Source organism: Colwellia sp. Arc7-D (assembly GCF_003061515.1).
Classification (GTDB): Bacteria; Pseudomonadota; Gammaproteobacteria; order Enterobacterales; family Alteromonadaceae; genus Cognaticolwellia.
Map to the genome: position 1 here is coordinate 3,597,597 of NZ_CP028924.1, position 20,240 is coordinate 3,617,836.

Consider the following 20,240-nt stretch of genomic DNA (forward strand, 5'->3'; position numbering starts at 1 on the left):
ATTTAATTAAACAATACCATATTTTTTCAAAGGTAATTCTCTATAACGTTTACCTGTGGCATTAAATATAGCATTACAAATAGCCGGAGCGATAGGCGGAACGCCAGGCTCACCTACACCACCCGGAGGCGCATCACTTTCAATAATTTCAACATGTGTAGTGGGTGCATCTGCAATACGAGCCACTTGATAACTGTCGAAATTATTTTGTTCGATAACACCATTTTTTGCTGTTAATTCACTGAAGAAGGTTAACGATAAAGCAAAAATAGCCGCGCCTTCCATTTGCGAGCGAATACGCTCAGGATTTACGGCTAAACCACAATCTACCGCCATCCACACATCATTAACTTTAATTTTTCCATCACTGTTTTCTGAAACCTCAACAATACAAGCAACGTAGCTAACAAAACTTCGGTGCATTGCAATGCCAAGACCATGGCCTTTAGGCAATTTTCTGCCCCATTTCGCCATTTTACTTACTCTTTCGATCACGGCTTTCATGCGAGCAGTATCTACAGGAAACTTCTCTAGCGTTTCACCGTAGTTGCTATAGTCTGCATTCTCTTTAGCAAAATCGATTTTTCGATCAGCACCTAGCATGGCTATTAAGTTGTCCTTACTGTCGACACCTTTGGCTTGTGCTAGTTCATCAATAAATGAACTAATCGCAAATACGTGGTTTATATTGGTGACTGAGCGCATCCAACCGATCCGAGTATGTGCTGGTGCTTTACCAATAGCACAACTTACATTAGCAATATCATAAGGCATATCAATAAAGCCTAAACTTGCTTCTGAGCCAATTAAGTCGGCACCTTTACTAAATGTTGAGCCAATTGGTGGCTCAGCAACATGATGTTGCCAAGCAGTAACTTGGTTATTCTCATCAATGCCAGCAACTAACTTTTGATAACTAACCGCATGGTAGTAGCCATTTTTAACTTCATCTTCACGTGTCCACATAACTTTAATTGGCACATTTAACTGTTTTGACAATAGTGCGGCTTCTACAACGAAGTCAGGCTTAGATTTACGACCAAAGCCTCCACCGAGCAAAGTAACGTTAATATTAACCTTTTCAGGCGCTACACCCAGAATTTGAGCCACAGTGCCTTGTGCTGATTGTGGTGTTTGTGTACAAGCCCAAATATCGAATATGCCATCATGAAAATGTGCGGCTGCGGCTGGTGGTTCCATCGGCACATGAATTAATTCTGGTACATAATATGACGCTGTAATCACTTGTTTAGCGTCAACAAGTGCTTTATCTACGTTACCTTTACTGCGTAAAGTTTTCGCTGGATTATCACAACTGTTGGCTAGCGCTTTTTTATATTCTTCGCTGTTATAACTTTGATGCTCACTCTCATGCCATTTAATGTCTAATGCTTCACGACCTTTTATTGCTGCCCAGGTATTTTTTGCGATCACCGCAACGCCACCTAGTGGCTTAAATATCGCAGGCTCTTCAAGATCAGGCATTTGCACTACATCAATAACACCTGCTATCGCTTTTGCAGCTTCGCTATTAAACGACTTAACTTTAGCGCCTAGTACCGGTGGCCTAGCAATAACGGCATATTGCATGTTGTCGAGTTCAACATCAAAACCATAGGTGGTAGCACCGGTAGCTATTTTCTTACCATCAACTAGTGCCACATCAGACTTACCAATAAGATTGAAATCTTTCTTGGCTTTTAATATCAATGCCGACTGTTCAGGTAGTTTTAATTTACTCGCTGCTGAAACTAAGCTACCAAATGGTAATACTCGGCCTGATTTTTTATGCACAATAGTACTGTTTTCTGCAGTAGTTTCACTAACATCTACTTGCCATTGCTGAGCTGCTGCCTGCTGCAACATCATACGGGCTGCCGCGCCAGCTTCACGCAACGGTTGATAGAAACGTCTTACAGAACGCGAACCGTCTGTATTTTGGCTCCCATACTTTTTATCACCTAAACCTTGTACAACCGCTATTTGTTGCCAATCAGCGCCTATTTCATCGGCAACAATCATCGGAATACTTGTTCTGATCCCTTGTCCCATTTCAGATCTATGCACGACAACACTAACAATGTTATCAGCACCGATTTGCACATAAACACTCGGTGAGAATGTATCTGAACCAGTAACAGCGGCTAACGCTTTTGGAATAGTAAGCATTGACGGTAATTGCACGCCCAACACTAATGCCGTTGAACTAATACCCAGTTTTTTTAAGAAGCCACGACGGCTAACATTTTCAATATGTTTCATGGTTAGCTTCCTTTAACTTCAGTGGCTAAATCAGCGGCAAGATGAATAGCTTGTTTGATTCTTTGATAAGTCCCACAACGACAAATATTACCACTCATGGCAAGTTCTATTTCTTCATCATTAGGATTAGGTTCACGTTCTAACAACGCAACTGCCGACATTATTTGTCCTGATTGACAATAACCACACTGAGGCACATTTAAATCTTGCCAAGCTTGTTGAACCGGATGATCTCCCAGCTCTGACAATCCTTCAATCGTGGTGATTTTTTGATTAGCAAGTGCAGATACTGGCATAACACAAGAGCGAATAGGTTGGCCATCTACGTGGACAGTACATGCGCCACACAAGCCTTTACCGCAACCATATTTAGTGCCGGTATATTTTAAAATATCTCTTAATACCCACAACAATGGCATATTGCCATCATCATTAAACTGATGCTCTTTACCGTTGATATTTAAGGTGATCATGTAATCTTTTCCTTTAATTTTTTATCTTCACTTACATTAGCGAAAGGCAGAATACGTGCTTTATCATGCCGACTAAAATGTTTTTATATTCCGAGTTCTTTATACATATTACTTAATTGCTCAGGTGTATCCAAATCAATAAAAGCCTGAGCTAATGGCACTTTTAATAAGTTGTGTTGATATTTCTCTAATAAGGGCTTTGCGCCTTGCGTACCGGTTAACTTTGTTAACTCTTTGAAATAAATTTGTGGAAATATAACTGGCGGGCCAATTTTTTCTCTATCATCGACCCCAATCAAATTTTTACTTTGTGCAACAGCAATAGCAATAGCATGAGAGCTATTTTTCCAACACGATATATGGTGGATCAAGTCATTCGATGTTAATTGCCATTGGTCAACTAACACGATCATAACGGCTTTTATATCTAATGCCAAAGCCTCAACACCGGCAGCAATTGATGATGCCATGCCAGTTGAGAATGCTTTATTAATTACCGTGTGTATTGGTAAATGATCAATGCGAGATTTAACCTCTTCGGCATTAAAACCTAACACACAATAAACCTTGTTAGACACTGTTAACGCTTGCTCTAACTGCCATTCTAACAAGCTTTTATCTTTAATCGTGATTAATTGCTTCATTTGCCCTAAGCGAGAAGACTGCCCTGCAGCTAACATTATAATAGCAATATTATTATTTTCACAATTGATCATCGTCAACGACTCTCTTTCATCAACTTAACTCTTTGATTGGTAACCAGTCTAAATTGTAATACCGAATAAAACCAGTGTAGTAATGATAAGCCATAACTCAGGTTAATAACAAAATAGTATGCAGCACAGAATTAAAATATAAATACCGAAAAAGGATGAAGTTCAAGATTCAAACTTCAATTGTTTTAAGGTACTCTAACTTATCTATATTTTGGCATTTTACCTTAATGAAACATTTAAAAAACATATTAATCGGTATGCTATTTATTCTTCTTTTAGTCCTTGCGACTTCAGGTACCTGGATATATAGCCAGATTGACAGTGCACTACCGCAATTAGACGGTAAACAAACATTGTATGGCTTATCAGCGAGCGCTGTCGTTGAGCGAGATATTCAGGGAGTTGCGACGATAAAAGCGGCTAACCGTTTAGATATAGCCTTAGCAACAGGTTTTATTCACGCCCAAGAACGTTTTTTCCAAATGGATTTATTACGGAGAAACTCAGCAGGAGAACTTTCCAGCTTATTTGGCGCAGCTGCTATCGATTATGATAGTGAAATTCGTCGCCACCGTTTCAGAGAGCGCGCTAGCGTTATAGTCAATCAACTATCCGACTCTGATTCAGCATTACTAAAAGCTTATACTCGCGGCGTAAACCAAGGATTGAAATTTCTTAAAGCGGCACCTTTTGAATATTTATTGCTACGCCAAGCGCCAGTAGAATGGCAAGAAGAAGATACTATTCTGAGTGTGTTCAGCATGTATATCGACTTACAATATCAAGATGGTAAACGTGAAAGAACTTTAGGTTTACTGCACTCTGTATTAAGTTCTGAAGTATTTGCATTTCTTAACCCAAAAGGCAGCCAATGGGATGCAGCAATAGATGGCACTATGTTTTCGCCGTCACCATTGCCCAAAGCCCCTTGGCCCTCAGCGTCTAGCGAACATATAGCTCAAATAAACAAAAAACTGAATGGCGAAGCTTTTTCTGTCGCTATTTCATCACCGCTAAACAGCGAAAGCTCAACACAAAGCGAAACGTTTCCAGGATCAAATAACTGGGCGGTTAGCGGTAAACTTAGTACCACTGGCAGTGCCATTGTTGCTAACGATATGCACTTAGGCATTCGAGTACCCAACACATGGTTTAGGGCTTCTTTTGAGTACCAAGATCTTAATGATATTAAAGTAAAAGTTACTGGTGCTACATTACCCGGCACTCCAAACATAATTATTGGTAGCAATGGCCATATTGCTTGGGGTTTTACCAATAGCTATGGTGATTGGAGCGATGTTATTGTGCTTGAAACTAATGCAGATAAAAGCCAATACTTAACGCCTGATGGCTACCAAAGCTTTATAAAACGTAAACAAATTATCGCGGTAAAAGACCAAGATGCCATTGATATTACAGTGTCTGATACTATTTGGGGCCCTGTAATCGGTGAAAATGAACAAGGAGATTTATTAGCATATAAATGGATTGCTCATGACAATGCGGCAGTTAATATGGTGATAACAGAACTCGAAACCGCCCAAAATGTAAATCAAGCCGTGGCTATTGCCGCACGCTCTGGAATGCCAGCTCAAAACTTAATGGTAGGTGACAAGCAAGGTAATATTGCTTGGACCATTATGGGACCAATACCGCAGCGCAGCGCTTCGTTTGGTGAAATACCAACGTCATGGGCCAGTGGAGAAAACAAATGGCTTGAACCATTACCACCTGCAAAGTACCCCAAAATCATCAACCCTAATAATTCACGTTTATGGACGGCTAATTCCCGTGTGGTTGGTGCAAATATGCTAAAAACAATCGGTAATGGAGGCTATGCTATTGGCGCGAGATCTTCGCAAATAAAGCAAAACCTTGAAGCCAAAACCTCTTTTGATGAACAGGCTTTACTCAATATAGCCTTAGATGATAGCGCAATATTTTTATTACGGTGGCAAGACTTTCTGTTAACACAAGTTCTCAATGACACCATGCTAGCCAAGCATCAGGCATGGCATGAGATTAAAGATATTATTGATATTGAAAACTTATCTGCCAGCACAGACTCTGTTGCTTATCGTTTGGTCAGGAGTTTTAGATTAAATCTTAGAGATAAACTTTTTGATATTTTCAATGAAAATATGACTAATGTTGACAAAAGCTATAGTTTTAATACGATTCGTCACCAAATAGAAACTCCTTTATGGCAATTAGTTAACCAGCAACCCGAGAATTTTCTCTGGCGTGGTTTTGACAGTTGGGAAGCGTTATTTGAAGCAAGTCTAGAAACCACCCTGGCTGAAATGACAAAATCAAACACACTCGCAAATGCGACTTGGGGTAAACAAAATATCAGTAAAATCCAACATCCGTTAAGCCTTGCTGTGCCCTTTATTGGTCAATGGCTTGATATGCCCGAAATTGAATTACCCGGTGATAGCTATATGCCAAGAGTACAAGGCCAATCTTTTGGTGCCTCACAACGCATGGCTGTTTCTCCTGGGCATGAAGAAACAGGTATTTTTCATATGCCTACCAGCCAGTCAGGTCACCCTTGGAGTCCATATTATGGTTTAGGTCATGAAAGTTGGATAAAAGGAGAAGCTACGCCTTTTCTGCCAGGTGCTAGCAAATACACACTAACCTTACTCACTTATTAACAAATAACTCACTAACTTAGGAAGCATTATGACCACATTAATCATTTGTTTATTTATCGCAGCTTTACTCCCTTACATAGCTAAAGTTCCTGTTGCTATTGCTATGAATAAACTGGGTGGCTACGACAATAATCACCCTCGAGCCCAACAAGCAAAACTGACTGGCTGTGGAGCAAGAGCTTTCGCCGCTCATCAAAATGCCTTCGAATCCCTGATTATATTTGCTCCTGCGGTATTGTTAGCCATAGCAACACAAAACACCGGTATTTTTATTGAACAACTAGCGATTACACATGTTGTTGCTCGTGTGTTGTATCACGTTGCGTATTTAATCAATGTTGGTGTGATTCGCAGTTTACTCTGGGCCATAGGTATTATTAGCTCTTTTACTATTATCTACTTATGTATTTAGGTTAAACGAAAGGCAGAAGTCCCCTTAACACTCCAAGCTTGAGTTTAACGCGACTGAAATACTTACCGTTAAATTTAGGCTATAAGCTTTTTTTACCGAATTAGTTGAAAATTGGCATAAAGAAACGGTTGTACTCTTGCGTGATGGTGGCTAAAGTAAAGCTATGCAAATGACAAAACCATTTTTTCTCTTTAATACTTTCTTTTTCTCAGTTTACTGAGCGCGCTTTAGGTTTTGGCATTCAAGAAAAACCTCCTTTTGGAGGTTTTTTAATTTTAGTAATCGTGACAAACAACTATTAATAATAGCCGTTACTAAAACATCATAATTGCAGTTATTAAATTCATATCAACTTATTAGGAAAACACGGTGAACGAAGCATTAGATTTAACCAAAATACGTGAAAAGATTACCACCCTTGATCAGCAGCTACTTAGCCTGTTTGCTGAGCGCCGTGCTCTAACGTTAAATGTTGCAAAAAGCAAAGCTCATCTCATTCGCCCTGTAAGAGATCAACAACGAGAGCAAGAGTTGCTGATCCGCTTAATTACACAAGGTAAGTTATTAGGTTTAGATGCTCATTACGTAACCAGTGTTTTTCAAACTATTATTGAAGATTCGGTATTAAATCAACAAGCTTACTTGCAAACTTTGGCTAACCCAAACATGCAAGAGCCTACCGTTAGTGTTGCCTTTTTAGGTGATAAAGGCTCTTACAGTTACCTAGCAAGTCATCGTTACTTTTCTCGCCGCGCAGAAAAAATTATTGAAAGCGGCTGTCAAAGCTTTGCTGAAATTATGCAGCAGGTAGAATCAGGCTCTGTAGACTATGGTATGTTGCCAATAGAAAACACCAGTTCTGGAAGCATTAATGAAGTTTATGATGTACTCCAACATACTAATTTATCGATTGTTGGTGAAATAACGCAGCCTATTGAGCACTGCTTACTTACTGCCGTAAATACAAAATTGAATAAAATAAAAACTATTTATGCACATGGTCAACCATTCGCTCAATGCAGTAACTTTCTTGATAAACAAAGCGACATTCGTATTGAATATTGTGAGAGTACAGCTGATGCCATGGCTAAAGTTTACGAGTTACAAGATGATACTGTGGCAGTTATTGGCAGTGAAGAAGGCGGCAACTTATATCAATTACACGCCTTGGAAAAATCAATTGCTAATCAAGCCGAAAACCATAGCCGTTTTATTCTAGTCGCTCGCAAGCCTATTGATGTTGCAGAGCAAATACCGGCTAAAACTACCTTAGTTATTGCAACAGGACAAAAACCTGGTGCTTTAGTTGAATGCCTTTTAGTCTTAAAAAATAAAGGCATTAATATGTGTAAGCTTGAGTCGCGCCCTATTCAAGGACGTCCTTGGGAAGAAATGTTTTACATTGATGTAGAAGCAAATTTGAAAAATTTAGCGTTACAAGAAGCGATCAGCCAAATTACGGAGCAAACAAACTTCATTAAAATTTTAGGCTGTTACCCTATCGAACATATTAGCCCAACTAATGTGCCAAGCAGCGCAATAATATAACGCGTTATTGTAAAATAATTAAGGGCAGTTAATCTGCCCTTTTTATTGCCTAGAGTTTTACCGAAAAACCGACAACAAATAATTTTAACTCACGGTCTGACTTCTGCTTTTTAACCTAAAGACAATAGCGCTAAAAGTTAAAACAATTAATATCGGCACAGCAGCATACATAATTGAAGCAAACATAAACTGACCAATGAGCAAGGTTAATGTCATAAAAGATAAGGTTGGTAATAATAGCCAAAATGTATGTTCACTTGCACATAATTTAAAACCTTTATGCATAAAAATCAGCATGAGTATGCTAACAATACTTGCGCTTAAAGCGGTAACTGAGCCAGGATAATAGTCAAGAATAAAGTCGGTATGAGGGTGAAGAACACTGGGCACGGGAGCTAAATTTCCGATATGGACCAACCACACTAATGAACCCGCAATCAAACAACCAAAGTTGAATGACCAGAGCTTTTTATTAACGTTAAACATCACTATTTCCCAAAGTTATTATTATTATTTTTCTCTTTTATATCCTATGTATACTTTTTAATCAAGATGATGAAATTTTATGCTTAGCTTTGTATGAAAATTAAAGAGTCATTCCCCTGAAAACGACGTTTTCGCTCTAATATGAAAAAACCCAATTAACATCGCTGCTAATTGGGTTTCTTTCTCAGAGATTTAGCTACAAGCTTTTGTCTGCGATTTGTGCTTGCTGACGCTCAATTTCTTGAGTAATAACTTGCGGTGAGCCGGTATTTCTACAAAGCCAGTAATATGCCCCAGGGACAATAAACAAAGTAAAAATACTGGCTAGGGAAACACCTGCAAAGATCACAACACCAATTACCATTCTGCTTTCAGCACCTGGCCCTACGGCTAATACTAATGGAATAGATGTTGTCACGGTAGTAAATGTTGTCATTACAATAGGTCTTAAACGTTGAGTTGCAGCGGTAATTAATGCCTCTTCAAAAGCAATACCTTTGTCACGTAATTGGTTAGCAAACTCAACGATTAAAATACCATTTTTAGCCGCTAAACCAATTAACATAACAATACCAATTTGACTGTATATATTAAGACTCATGCCCATCAGTTTTAGTCCTGCTAACGCGCCCACTAATGCTAAAGGCACGGTCAACATGATCACAAAAGGATGAATGAAACTTTCAAACTGAGCAGATAAAACTAAGTAGGTTATTACCAGTGCAAGTATAAAAATAAAGGCAATAGAGTTACCCGACTCTTGCAATAACTGCGACTGACCTTTGTAGGCTACTTGTGCTTCTTCAGGTAAGTGCTCTGCAACCGCATTGTTTAGATAATTTAAAGCATCTCCCAGTGCATAGCCATCAGCTAAATTAGCGCTAATAGTGACACTTCGTAGTCGATTAAATCGATTCAACTGTGAAGAGGTTGCATTCTCTTCGATAGTGATCAAATTAGATAAAGGGACCAGTTGTTGACTCACCGTTGAGCGAACAAAAATATTATCGATATCTTTGGGGTTAGAGAAATCCGTTTTCTCGCCTTTAACAACAACATAATATTCTTCGCCACGTTCAACAAAGTTTGTTACTCGCCGCTGCCCTAACATAGTTTCAAGCGTGCGGCCGATATCACCAACCGAAACGCCTAGATCAAATGCTCGGCTATGGTCAATTTTAACTAATAGTTGCGGGTAGGTTTCTTTGTAATCGCTGTCTATTCCACTTAAATCTGGGTTCTCTTGCGCTTTAGCAATGATAATATCGCGCCATTTTGCTAATTCTTCGTAAGTGTTACCCTGCAGTACAAACTCAACTGGTGATGAAGAACCACCGCCTCCGCCTAAGCCTCGGCGCATCATGGCAAACGCTCTAACGTCAGTGACTTTAGATAGTTCACCATTCATTTTATTAATAAATTGAAAAGTATCAGTCACTCGATCTTTCCATGCCGGCATACCAACAATAGCAATACCTCCAGCGCCACCAAAACCCGGCACACGCACAATAACACGGTCGAGTTCACCACTTTGTTGATGTACTAATAATTTTTCTTCGATTTGCTGCATGTTTCTGACGTTATTTTCATAACTGGCACCCTCGGCTCCACGCATCATAACAAAGAAATTTCCTCTATCTTCTTTGGGGGTATATTCAGAAGGTAATTGATTAAATAAACTGTAAACAGCAAATAAAGACAAAACAATAACAATGAAAATCATAAAAGGTTGATGAATACTGGCCTTTAACGATCGCCCGTAAGCGGCTTCTAACTTAGTAAAGCCTTGATCTAATTTTTGACCAAATGATGAGCTGCGCTTTTTATGCTTTAACATTTTTGAACACATCATCGGTGTTAACGATAGTGCAGTTAAGCTTGAAAAAATGACCGCAGCTGCAATGGCAATGGCAAATTCAGTAAATAAACGGCCGACGTTTCCGGATAAAAAGATCAAAGGAACAAATACAGCCACTAACACTAAAGTAGTCGCAATAACCGCAAAGGCGACTTCTCGGCCCCCTTCGTAAGCAGCAAGTAAAGGCGTTTGCCCACGTTCGATTCGACGGTAAATATTCTCTAATACCACAATGGCATCATCAACCACTAAACCGATGGCTAGGACCATAGCGAGTAAGGTTAATAAATTGATAGAAAAACCAAGCCACGAGAGCACCATCATAGAACCAATAAGCGCTACAGGTACAGTAACAGCAGGAATAAGCGTTGCTCTAACATTGCCTAAAAACAAGAAGATAACCAACACCACCATCAGCATTGCTATGCCGAGGGTACTATAAACTTCATCTATAGAGCCTTGAATAAATACTGAAGAGTCATAACTGTTGGTAATGGTTGTCCCCATAGGTAAGCCACCACGAATAGACATCATTTCTTTTCTTGCGGCTTTAACAACCTCTAAAGTATTAGCTTTTGACTGTTTGATAATGCCTAAACCAACCATGTTCTTGCCATTACCGCGAAACATGTTTTCTTCATCTTCTGCCGATAAAGCTATTTTGGCTACATCACCAAGGTAAACTAACGATTTAGTGTCATTACGTGCCACCACCATAGTGGCAAAGTCTTCAACGGTTAGATAACTGCGTTCAACTCTGATTGAAAAATCTCGTTCAATTGATTCGACCTTACCAGCAGGTAATTCTACATTTTCTGCGCGTAAAGTTTGCTCGATATCATTAACGGTTACACCTCTTGCTGCCATGGCTTTTCGATTGAGCACCACGTTCATAGCATAAGTTCTTCCGCCACCAACTTGCACGCGCGCAACACCGTCTACCACGGAGAATCGGTCAACAATATAACGTTGTGCATAGTCAGTAAGTTGTAATGTACTCATAGCTTCACTTTGTAAAACAAACCAAACTATGGTGCTTTCATCATCATTCGCCTTAAAGACTTCAGGCGGTTCGGCCTGGTCAGGTAAGTTATTAAGCGCACGTGAGATTCGATCTCGTACATCGTTTGTAGCAGCGTCAATATCACGATCAAGTTCAAATTCAATGGAAATATTAGAACGGCCAACTCGACTGTTAGAGTTAATAGATTTAACACCTTCAATACCGCTAATTCTATCTTCAAGAATTTGCGTTATTTTGCTCTCAACTATCGCTGCGGATGCGCCAGGATATGTGGTATTAATACTGACTACAGGTGGGTCAATATCTGGATATTCGCGAAGCGGTAAAGTTAAAAATGCGACAATACCAAAGGTGATTATGAGTAAATTAATTACGGTAGCAAAAACGGGGCGTTTAACAGAGAGATCAGATAAAATCACGACTTACTCTCCATAGCATTAACCGCTACACCATCTCGTAATTTAAGAGCACCTTCAATAACGACCACCGCACCCATATCAAGGCCACTGATCACTTCAATAAAACCGTGGTAACGACGGCCAATTTCTAGTTGTTTTTTAACGGCTTTATCTGATTCAATAACAAATACAAAGTGGTCATTTTCAATTGGAATAACCGCACTTTCTGGAATTTGCAATACTTGCTCTACTTTACGAACTACTTGTAAATTTAATAACATGCCTGCACGCAATTTACGATCAGAGTTGGGAATTTTCGCCCGTACTTTTAAGGTTCTTGTCATGCTATCAACACGAGAATCTATTGAGGTAATCTCGCCAATAAATACATCTTCATTATAAGCCGTATTAGTAGCTTCAATACGCTGACCTATAGAAACGGTAGTTAGGTAACGCTCTGGGATAGAGAAGTCTACTTTGATAAGACTCAGGTCATCTAAACTGGTAATAACATCACCAACATTAATTAAAGCACCTAGGCTGATCTCACGAAATCCTAACACCCCAGAAAATGGTGCTTTAATCGTTAATTCTGCCAGCTTTATTTGAGCGCTTAATAACTGTGCTGAAATGGCTTTAGTTTGTGCTTCTTGTTGATCTACTAGCGATTGAGATGTTGCTTTCTGTTTATATAAATCTTGAAAACGATTAAGTTGCGATACTGACTCTGCAAGGTTAGCCTGCAACTCTTTAACTTTGGCAGCTTCTTCTCGACTATTTAATCGAATTAAAACTTCACCTTTTTTAACGGCTTCACCATCTTGAAATAGTACTTCTTCAACTACGTCTGAGTATTTACTAGTGATGTAAACTTGCTCATTCGCTCGTGAAGTGCCAACGGCTTCTACAGCGTCTTTAAATTCTGCTAAAGCAATTTTGGTTGTTTTTACCGACACTACACGTTGGTGTTTAACTTTATTGGTTACCTGCTCCGGCCATTGCAAATAAATAACTAAAGCGATTAAAACTCCAACTAGCAAAAACAAGGGTATACGACGACTAAAAGCGGCAGACATAATCAAAATCTCTAAATTTACGGAAATTACAGTAGTATTACTATAACCTAGATACTGGTATTGCTCGATACAACTTAGCCTAGGATTTAAGGCTTTGGTCGCAAATCATAAAAAATCAATTAACTTTGTTATTATTAAGATATAATTTAATTATACCTACATATGATGATGTATAGGCAGTACTTGCCATTGCTTCATATTTTACATTTAAGGATTGAATTCGTGAAAATTATTGCCTCAATTATTGTCGTTTTGTTGTTACTTGGTGGTGGAGCACTTTGGTTTTTAGCTAATGGCTCACTTAACGAGTATATTAAAAATCAAATTGAAACGGTTGGTACACAAGTTACAGAACAGACGGTAAAAGTAAGAGCTGTAGATATAAAACTCTCAAGTGGTGCAGGTAGTATTTTAGGTGTGAATTTAGCTAACCCTAAAAGCTATAGCCAACCCAATGCTTTCGCCTTAGATGAAGTTACCCTTGATATTAATTTAGAGAGTCTGACCTCTACACCTATTATCATCGATGCAATTGTTATCAAGTCACCTCAAGCTTTTGTTCAGTTTACTCAAACTGGTGGCTCTAACATTCAAGATCTTTTAGATGCAATCGAGCGCAACACACCTAAAGCAGGTGCTGACGCTGAAGATACAGCGGGTGGCGCAGAACCAAAAATTAAAGTCAGTAAGATTATACTTGCAGGTACTGCACTCACAATTGATTTAAGTGCTTTTGGTAATAAAGAACATAGTGCAACTTTGCCTGATATTACGCTAAGCAATGTTGGTGGTGACGCCGGTTTACCTGCAAGCCAACTAGGTAGTGAAATAGTTAAACAAGCATTATCTAAAATTTGGCAACAAGCGAAAGAGACACAAAAGAAAAAGCTAACTGATGACGCCAAAGAAAAGCTTAAAGAAAAAGCTAAAAAGAAATTGACCGACTTATTTGGTTAATTTTAATGCTTTAGTGGTAAACCCTAGCTAAATCAACCGTTGATTTTAGCTAGGTTTATAAAAATAAAAACCATAGGATATGTCGTAATGAAAGTGAACAGCCAATTAATACCATTAGCAATGCTATGCTCTTTATCTATTTCAAATGCGGTGCAAGCAAATCAACTTGAGGTCAGCGTTATGGCTGGGCAAATGTATGGTTCTGACTTGGTTGCAAGCGATAGCAGCGATATTAATACTGACTCAGGAAGCAATATTGCTATTGGTATTGCTTGGCAAGAAAATGTGAATGGTCAAGGCCAAGTTCTATTAAACCGTGTTAGCCATGATTTTATTGGCGAAAACGCAGAGCAGAGCTCACTTGATATCACTTATGCACACTTTAATGGCGTCGCTTTATTTCGCCAGCAAAATTACGTTACAACATTAAGCTTAGGCTTTGGTGGCGCACATTTCGATGCTGAACAAGGTAATAATGAAGTTTACCCTTCAGCCAGTGTTGCTTTTGGCACTCGTTACGAATTTTCTAAGCAAATGGCGTTAGTAACAGAATTACGAGCTTATGCGACTCTCATTGATGAAGATGATGCCATGTTTTGTCAACAAGATTTCTGTAGTGCAAATTTTGATAACTCTTTATGGATAGACAGCTCTATTGCTGTTGGTATTGCTATTAAGTTTTAAATGCCATAACAATAAATCTACTAAGCAGTATGCTGATTAAACTTTTCTTATAACAAGTTACATTTGAGTTAAATGTAACTTGTTCTAACTTAACTCAGCCTAACGCAGCTTAGCTTAATTTGAGCAAAAACCTGATTTTCAAACTGTTACTTTAAACAATATTTAACATTGCTCGAAGTAACAGTTTATTTATATACAGCCATTCAATTAAACTGTTCGACTTTATTGCCAGTCGATACTTCAAATCATTTATAGTACATACCTTTTATATTACAACACCTGCCTAAAACACTTTATTTAGCGACTAACGTTACTGCTATTTAATTAGCATAAAAAAATCGCATAAAATGTTAATTCTATGCGATTTTACTGTAGTTTACTGCAGTTAAGTGTAGCTATAGCATGGCTGAAATATCGGCAGTTATCGATACTTTAGGCCGTTCAATAATTCGACCAATCTCTTTGTTATTTCGGTAAATGATAAAAGTAGGTGTGTACTTAACACCACGGTTTTTAGCCGTACCGTTTGGTTCTGACTTATTATAATCAAGACCAATTAAGCGAGATGATATGCTCATATTTTCATTTAAAATCTTTAAAAATCTCGGGACTTCTCGCTGACTATCGTGACACCAGGTGCCAAAGTAAACGGCAACGTGCAAATCTGTTGGCCAACGTTTTATTGCCATAATTTCTTCATCCGATAAGTTATACATTCGATAACTCTGTTGAAAATATGGATAGTCACTCAATAATTGCTGTTGGCTTATTTCACCTATTGCCAAGTTAACCTTTTCCGACTCACTACTAGCACATGCAGAAACTACTACCATAATAATACTGAATAACATCGCTGAAAGTTTGTTCATATGTTCCCTATTCACTCACGCTAGCTGTAATTATTATCACAGCTACATCCCTATAATTTGTTTAGTGTTTTTTAAGCTGATCTGCTTTTGTTAACATCACTTTGCTTTCCTGCATAAAAACATCAGCATAATCGCCAAACCAATCAGCAACTTGTGAGAACATTTTAGTGAAAGCATCTTTATCATTTAGTTGCACATCTTCCAGCAACTCTAGAAATCGATAAGCGAAGCGTTTCATCATAGCAATATTATCCTGATTAGCAAAAATAATATCTGTGTAAAGTATTGGATTTTGGGCAAATAAACGCCCAACCATGATCAACTCTAAGCGATAAATAGGAGAGCTCATTTCTACCAATTGAGCGATATCTGCGCCTTCAGCCATTAAGTGATAACCATAAGCAATCGTCGAAAAATGTCGCATAACTTGCACCATAGACATCGCTTGATCATGCGTATGTGCTTCGACTGGGTGAATTTTAGCTCCCCAGACTCTAAATTGCTCGAGAAGCCAATGATATTGATCTTCAAAACGTCCTTCACAAGCGATAATAGTTTGTTTTACTAAACCGGTTACATCGGGTCCAAACATTGGATGTAAGCCAACTACAGGACCGGTATGCACTTTCATCATTTCATACAATGGCGCTTCTTTAACACTGGTAACGTCGGCCAAAATACATGATTTAGGTAAAGCGCCTAACTTTTGAATTACCGAAGCGGTTAATCGAATAGGCACCGCTACAATGACTAAGCCTGCATCTGCTAGTATTTGAGCACTGTTTGGCCAGTCATCTTGTTCTAAAGTTTCAACTTGATAATGAGAGCGTTTAAATAAATCGACAAATATTCGTCCTAATTGCCCTTCACCCCCAATAATAACCACTTTTTTGCAATCAGGATTTACACAACGATAGCCACTGGCATCTTGGCTAATATAAGAATCTTGCATTAAGCGACGAAGAATATCTTCTATTAACTCGGGTGATAATCCAGCTTCTATAGCTTGCTCACGACGAATCTTTAATAAATTGGCTTCACGCTCAGGTGCAAAAATTGGCATACCTACCGCGCTTTTAAGTAATCCAACTTTCGTGGTAACAGCACGGCGTTTAGCTAGCAACGCAACGAGTTGACTATCTATTTCATCAATTTCGTCACGCAACCCACCTAGTTGCTGTTCAAATGTAAGTTCATTGCTCATTACCAAGACTATTCCTATACAATAATAATTAAACGATACGATTCTTTAAAGCAGTTTCAAGCTTAGCACTCGCTGAGGCGATAAGCTGCTCAGTGGTTTCAAAATCAATGCAAGCATCAGTTACCGAAACACCATATTTAAGCTCATTAAATGGTAAATCTGAACTTTGATTACCTTCGTTAATATTACTCTCTAACATAATACCAATAATTGTTTTGTTGCCAGCACAAATTTGATCAAAAACATTATCCGCTACAATAGGTTGTCGGCGGTAATCTTTATTCGAATTTCCATGAGAACAATCGACGACTATACCAGGCTCTAAATCCTGCTTTGCAAGCTCAGCTTCACACAAGGCTACATTTTCAGCATCGTAATTTGGTTTTTTTCCGCCACGTAAAATTACATGACCATCTGGGTTACCCGATGTTTTAATTAAAGCAACTTGTCCCAAACGATTTATGCCCATAAAACGATGTGAAGATGCTGCAGACTGTAAAGCATTAATTGCAACACCTAAGCCGCCAGACGTACCATTTTTAAAGCCAATTGGCATTGATAGACCACTAGCCATCTCACGATGAGTTTGTGATTCTGTGGTTCTAGCGCCAATTGCCGACCAGCTGAACAATTCAGCCAAGTATTGTGGGCTAATAGGATCTAGTGCTTCAGTTGCTAAAGGCAAGCCTAGCTCAGTAAGATAAATGAGTAACTCTCGGGCTTTTCGTAAACCGCTTTCTACGTCAAATGAGCCATCCATATGCGGATCATTAATCAGCCCTTTCCAACCAACAGTTGTACGTGGTTTTTCAAAGTACACGCGCATTACTATGTATAAACTGTCTTGATATTTATCGTGCAAGGCTTTTAATTTTCTTGCATAAGCTTTTGCACCATCTAAGTCATGAACAGAGCATGGACCAGAAATAACTAATAATCGATGATCTTTTTTGTGAATGATATTAGCAATAATATTTCGAGCGTTTTTAACGAAAACCCGTCCAGCTTCAGGTAAAGGTAATTCTTCTCGTAAAGCATTAGGAGTAATCAAGACGTCTTCGGCATTCACATGAATATCGTTCAATCTGCTTTTAGGTATTTCGGTTACGTTTGACATGGTTCTTTCCTGAATATGTAGCAATAAATGTAAGTTGTTAAGTTGAATCGTTAAGTAAAATTTTCGGTTAGCAGCTATTGCCTGCTAATAACTAGGCCGCATAAAAGCGACTAGATAAAGTATGGGAGGTAATAATATAGATCTTGCAGAATGTGCACTTTCCAAACCCTTTCAGCTGTAAATTTAAGTTTACTTAATTCGTACCGTTTATATTACACTATAATTTATCTGGGTACAGCCCTATTGTTAAATATAGAACAAAAAAAAGCGCCTCTCGGCGCTTTTATCTCAAATAAGATTAGTGGCTAGCTATGTACAATGCGATTATTGACCAAGTGCTCCACTACTGCAGGATCTGCCAAGGTTGAAGTATCCCCTAAAGTATCAAGATCGTTTTCGGCAATTTTACGCAAAATTCGTCGCATAATTTTTCCTGAACGTGTTTTAGGTAATCCCGGTGCATATTGAATGTAATCCGGTTTAGCAAAGCGACCTAATTCTTTAGCTACAAATTCTGTCAATTCTTTTAATAACTCTTCAGACTCTGTCGCGTTATTCATTAAGGTGACATAAGCGTAAACGCCTTGTCCCTTAATTTCGTGCGGATAACCTACTACCGCAGCTTCAGCAACAGCAGGGTGCAGCACTAATGCACTTTCAATTTCAGCCGTACCTAATCGATGACCAGAAACGTTTAAAACATCATCAACACGCCCGGTGATCCAATAAAAGCCGTCTTCATCTCTTCTTGCACCATCACCAGTAAAGTAATTTCCAGGATATTGGCTTAAGTATGTTTGATAGAAACGCTCATGATCGCCATAAACACTACGTAATTGCCCCGGCCAACTTCCGGTTACCATTAATAAACCTTGGTTAGCACCTTCCAAGGTATTGCCGTCTTTATCAAATAATGCCGGTTTAACACCAAAAAATGGTTTGCCTGCAGCACCTGGTTTCATATCAACCGCACCTGGCAGTGATGTAATTAAAATGCCGCCAGTTTCTGTTTGCCACCACGTATCAACAATAGGACAATTATTTTTACCGACGACTTCATAATACCAATGCCATGCTTCAGGGTTAATTGGTTCGCCAACAGTGCCCAGTAAACGTAACGATGACAAATCTGCTTTCTCAACAAAGCTATCACCAACACTCATCAGTGCACGAATAGCTGTTGGGGCGGTATAAAATATATTAACTTGATGTTTATCACACACTTGCCAAAATCGGCCAGCATCAGGGTAAGTAGGTACACCTTCGAATACTAAGGTTGTCGCGCCATTAGCTAATGGTCCGTAAAAAATATAAGAATGACCAGTTATCCAACCTGCATCTGCCGTACACCAATATATTTCACCTTCTTTGTAGTCGAAAACATATTTATGAGTCATTGCGGCATAAAGTAAATAACCACCACAAGTATGCAAAACACCTTTAGGTGTCCCTGTTGAACCTGAGGTATATAAGATGAACAGCGGATCTTCAGCATCCATGATTTCGGGTTCACATGCTGCTGGTAGCTTGGCGACTTCTTCTTGATAATTGACATCAATTTTGTTGTTCCAAGCCACGTCTCCGCCAGTGCGCTGTACTACAATCACGGAATGAACATTTGGACAGTCGGCAACGGCCGCATCAACATTTACTTTCAACGGAATAACACGACCACCACGGAGGCTTTCATCCGAAGTAACAACAACCTTACAGTCAGCATCGATAATACGAGAACGAATAGCTTCAGTTGAAAAACCACCAAATACCACAGAATGAACGGCACCTATGCGCGCACAGGCTAACATGGCATAACCAATTTCGGGGATCATCGGCATATATATACACACACGATCACCTTTTTTCACGCCGCGTGCTTTTAGTAAATTAGCAAAGCGACACACATGATCATGCAATTCTTGATAAGTTATTTTTTTATCTTCACTCGGGTCGTCGCCTTCCCAAATAATGGCAGTTTCGTCAGCTTTACTGACTAAGTGTCGGTCAATACAGTTATAGCTAACATTTAATTTACCACCAGAAAACCATTTAATATCCGCAGTTTTCAAGTCTACATCTGACACACTGTCCCAAGGTTTATACCAATCAAGAAACTCTTCAGCTTGTTCTGCCCAAAAAACATCAGGCTGTTCAATTGACTGCTTATACATTACATCGTATTTTTCTGCATCAATGTAAGTATGGGCTTTTGCCTGTGCTAATACTGGATAATGGCTTTTAAGTTTTTGCATTATTAATCCTTTTGAACTAAATATCTGATGACTTGCTGACAGATAAAACTAGAGTTGCTATCAACTGACTGTCAGGTCTCTTACAGTCATAATAACGTAAGTTTATGCGTCAGAATACCCTACTAAAGTCTGATATTGTTGAGTTTTCTATCAGATATTTTTAACAGACTAAAGAATATAGAAATTGCAATGGTAGGAATAGAGGGACTGAAAAATAGAGGTTAAATTATAGTTAAGGCCTCAGTAT

Annotated in this window: 15 protein-coding genes; 5 read left to right on the forward strand and 10 right to left on the reverse strand. The window is 38.8% G+C overall.

Annotated elements, in window-relative coordinates:
- Window positions 1-6: 6 nt before the first annotated feature.
- From DBO93_RS15510 to DBO93_RS15520, 3 genes are all read right to left on the reverse strand, one after another.
- The gene (locus DBO93_RS15510; protein ID WP_108457154.1) at window positions 7-2,262 is read right to left on the reverse strand and encodes a molybdopterin cofactor-binding domain-containing protein; all 2,256 of its coding nucleotides are present in this window, start codon (window positions 2,260-2,262) and stop codon (window positions 7-9) included.
- 2 nt (window positions 2,263-2,264) lie between these two features.
- On the reverse strand, window positions 2,265-2,735 hold the full coding sequence (locus DBO93_RS15515) for a (2Fe-2S)-binding protein (RefSeq protein WP_108457155.1): 471 nt from the start codon (window positions 2,733-2,735) through the stop codon (window positions 2,265-2,267).
- 83 nt (window positions 2,736-2,818) lie between these two features.
- Complete coding sequence (locus DBO93_RS15520; protein ID WP_108457156.1) at window positions 2,819-3,451, reverse strand: nucleotidyltransferase family protein; 633 nt, start codon at window positions 3,449-3,451, stop codon at window positions 2,819-2,821.
- A 227-nt stretch (window positions 3,452-3,678) separates the two neighbouring features.
- Here DBO93_RS15520 and DBO93_RS15525 point away from each other — a divergent pair, with 227 nt between their 5' ends.
- The 3 genes from DBO93_RS15525 to pheA all read left to right on the forward strand — a co-directional run bounded on the left by DBO93_RS15525 (window position 3,679) and on the right by pheA (window position 8,071).
- Window positions 3,679-6,111, forward strand: a complete 2,433-nt coding sequence (locus tag DBO93_RS15525) for a penicillin acylase family protein (RefSeq protein WP_108457157.1) — start codon at window positions 3,679-3,681, stop codon at window positions 6,109-6,111.
- Window positions 6,112-6,139: 28 nt separating this feature from the next.
- Window positions 6,140-6,523 carry an MAPEG family protein gene (locus DBO93_RS15530; RefSeq protein ID WP_108457158.1) on the forward strand — a complete coding sequence of 128 codons (384 nt, stop codon included), beginning with the start codon at window positions 6,140-6,142 and terminating at the stop codon, window positions 6,521-6,523.
- A 369-nt stretch (window positions 6,524-6,892) separates the two neighbouring features.
- Window positions 6,893-8,071, forward strand: a complete 1,179-nt coding sequence (pheA, locus tag DBO93_RS15535) for a prephenate dehydratase (protein WP_108457159.1) — start codon at window positions 6,893-6,895, stop codon at window positions 8,069-8,071.
- Window positions 8,072-8,155: 84 nt separating this feature from the next.
- Here the strand turns inward: pheA and DBO93_RS15540 are convergent, their stop codons facing one another.
- The 3 genes from DBO93_RS15540 to DBO93_RS15550 form a co-directional block, all read right to left on the reverse strand.
- Complete coding sequence (locus DBO93_RS15540; protein WP_108457160.1) at window positions 8,156-8,557, reverse strand: hypothetical protein; 402 nt, start codon at window positions 8,555-8,557, stop codon at window positions 8,156-8,158.
- Between the two features lie 196 nt (window positions 8,558-8,753).
- Window positions 8,754-11,858: an efflux RND transporter permease subunit gene (locus DBO93_RS15545; protein WP_108457161.1), complete on the reverse strand. Its 3,105-nt coding sequence runs from the start codon at window positions 11,856-11,858 to the stop codon at window positions 8,754-8,756.
- Window positions 11,855-12,913 carry an efflux RND transporter periplasmic adaptor subunit gene (locus tag DBO93_RS15550; protein ID WP_108457162.1) on the reverse strand — a complete coding sequence of 353 codons (1,059 nt, stop codon included), beginning with the start codon at window positions 12,911-12,913 and terminating at the stop codon, window positions 11,855-11,857. The genes DBO93_RS15545 and DBO93_RS15550 overlap by 4 nt, the downstream gene beginning before the upstream one ends.
- Before the next feature lie 222 nt (window positions 12,914-13,135).
- On the opposite strand from DBO93_RS15550, the gene DBO93_RS15555 reads away from it, so the two are divergent.
- Complete coding sequence (locus tag DBO93_RS15555) at window positions 13,136-13,870, forward strand: hypothetical protein (RefSeq protein ID WP_108457163.1); 735 nt, start codon at window positions 13,136-13,138, stop codon at window positions 13,868-13,870.
- Between the two features lie 87 nt (window positions 13,871-13,957).
- Entirely contained in the window at window positions 13,958-14,554 is a 597-nt protein-coding gene (locus DBO93_RS15560; RefSeq protein WP_108457164.1) for an outer membrane beta-barrel protein, read from the forward strand.
- A gap of 395 nt (window positions 14,555-14,949) precedes the next feature.
- Here DBO93_RS15560 and DBO93_RS15565 read toward each other — a convergent pair whose 3' ends face one another.
- From DBO93_RS15565 to acs, 4 genes are all read right to left on the reverse strand, one after another.
- A complete protein-coding gene (locus DBO93_RS15565; protein ID WP_108457165.1) occupies window positions 14,950-15,423 on the reverse strand; it encodes a thioredoxin family protein in 474 nt (157 codons plus the stop codon).
- Window positions 15,424-15,484: 61 nt separating this feature from the next.
- Window positions 15,485-16,627, reverse strand: coding sequence for a bifunctional chorismate mutase/prephenate dehydrogenase (tyrA, locus tag DBO93_RS15570; protein WP_108457166.1), 1,143 nt, complete (start codon window positions 16,625-16,627; stop codon window positions 15,485-15,487).
- Between the two features lie 28 nt (window positions 16,628-16,655).
- The gene (locus tag DBO93_RS15575; protein ID WP_108457880.1) at window positions 16,656-17,726 is read right to left on the reverse strand and encodes a 3-deoxy-7-phosphoheptulonate synthase; all 1,071 of its coding nucleotides are present in this window, start codon (window positions 17,724-17,726) and stop codon (window positions 16,656-16,658) included.
- 323 nt (window positions 17,727-18,049) lie between these two features.
- Entirely contained in the window at window positions 18,050-19,993 is a 1,944-nt protein-coding gene (gene acs / locus DBO93_RS15580; protein WP_108457167.1) for an acetate--CoA ligase, read from the reverse strand.
- Window positions 19,994-20,240 lie beyond the last annotated feature (247 nt).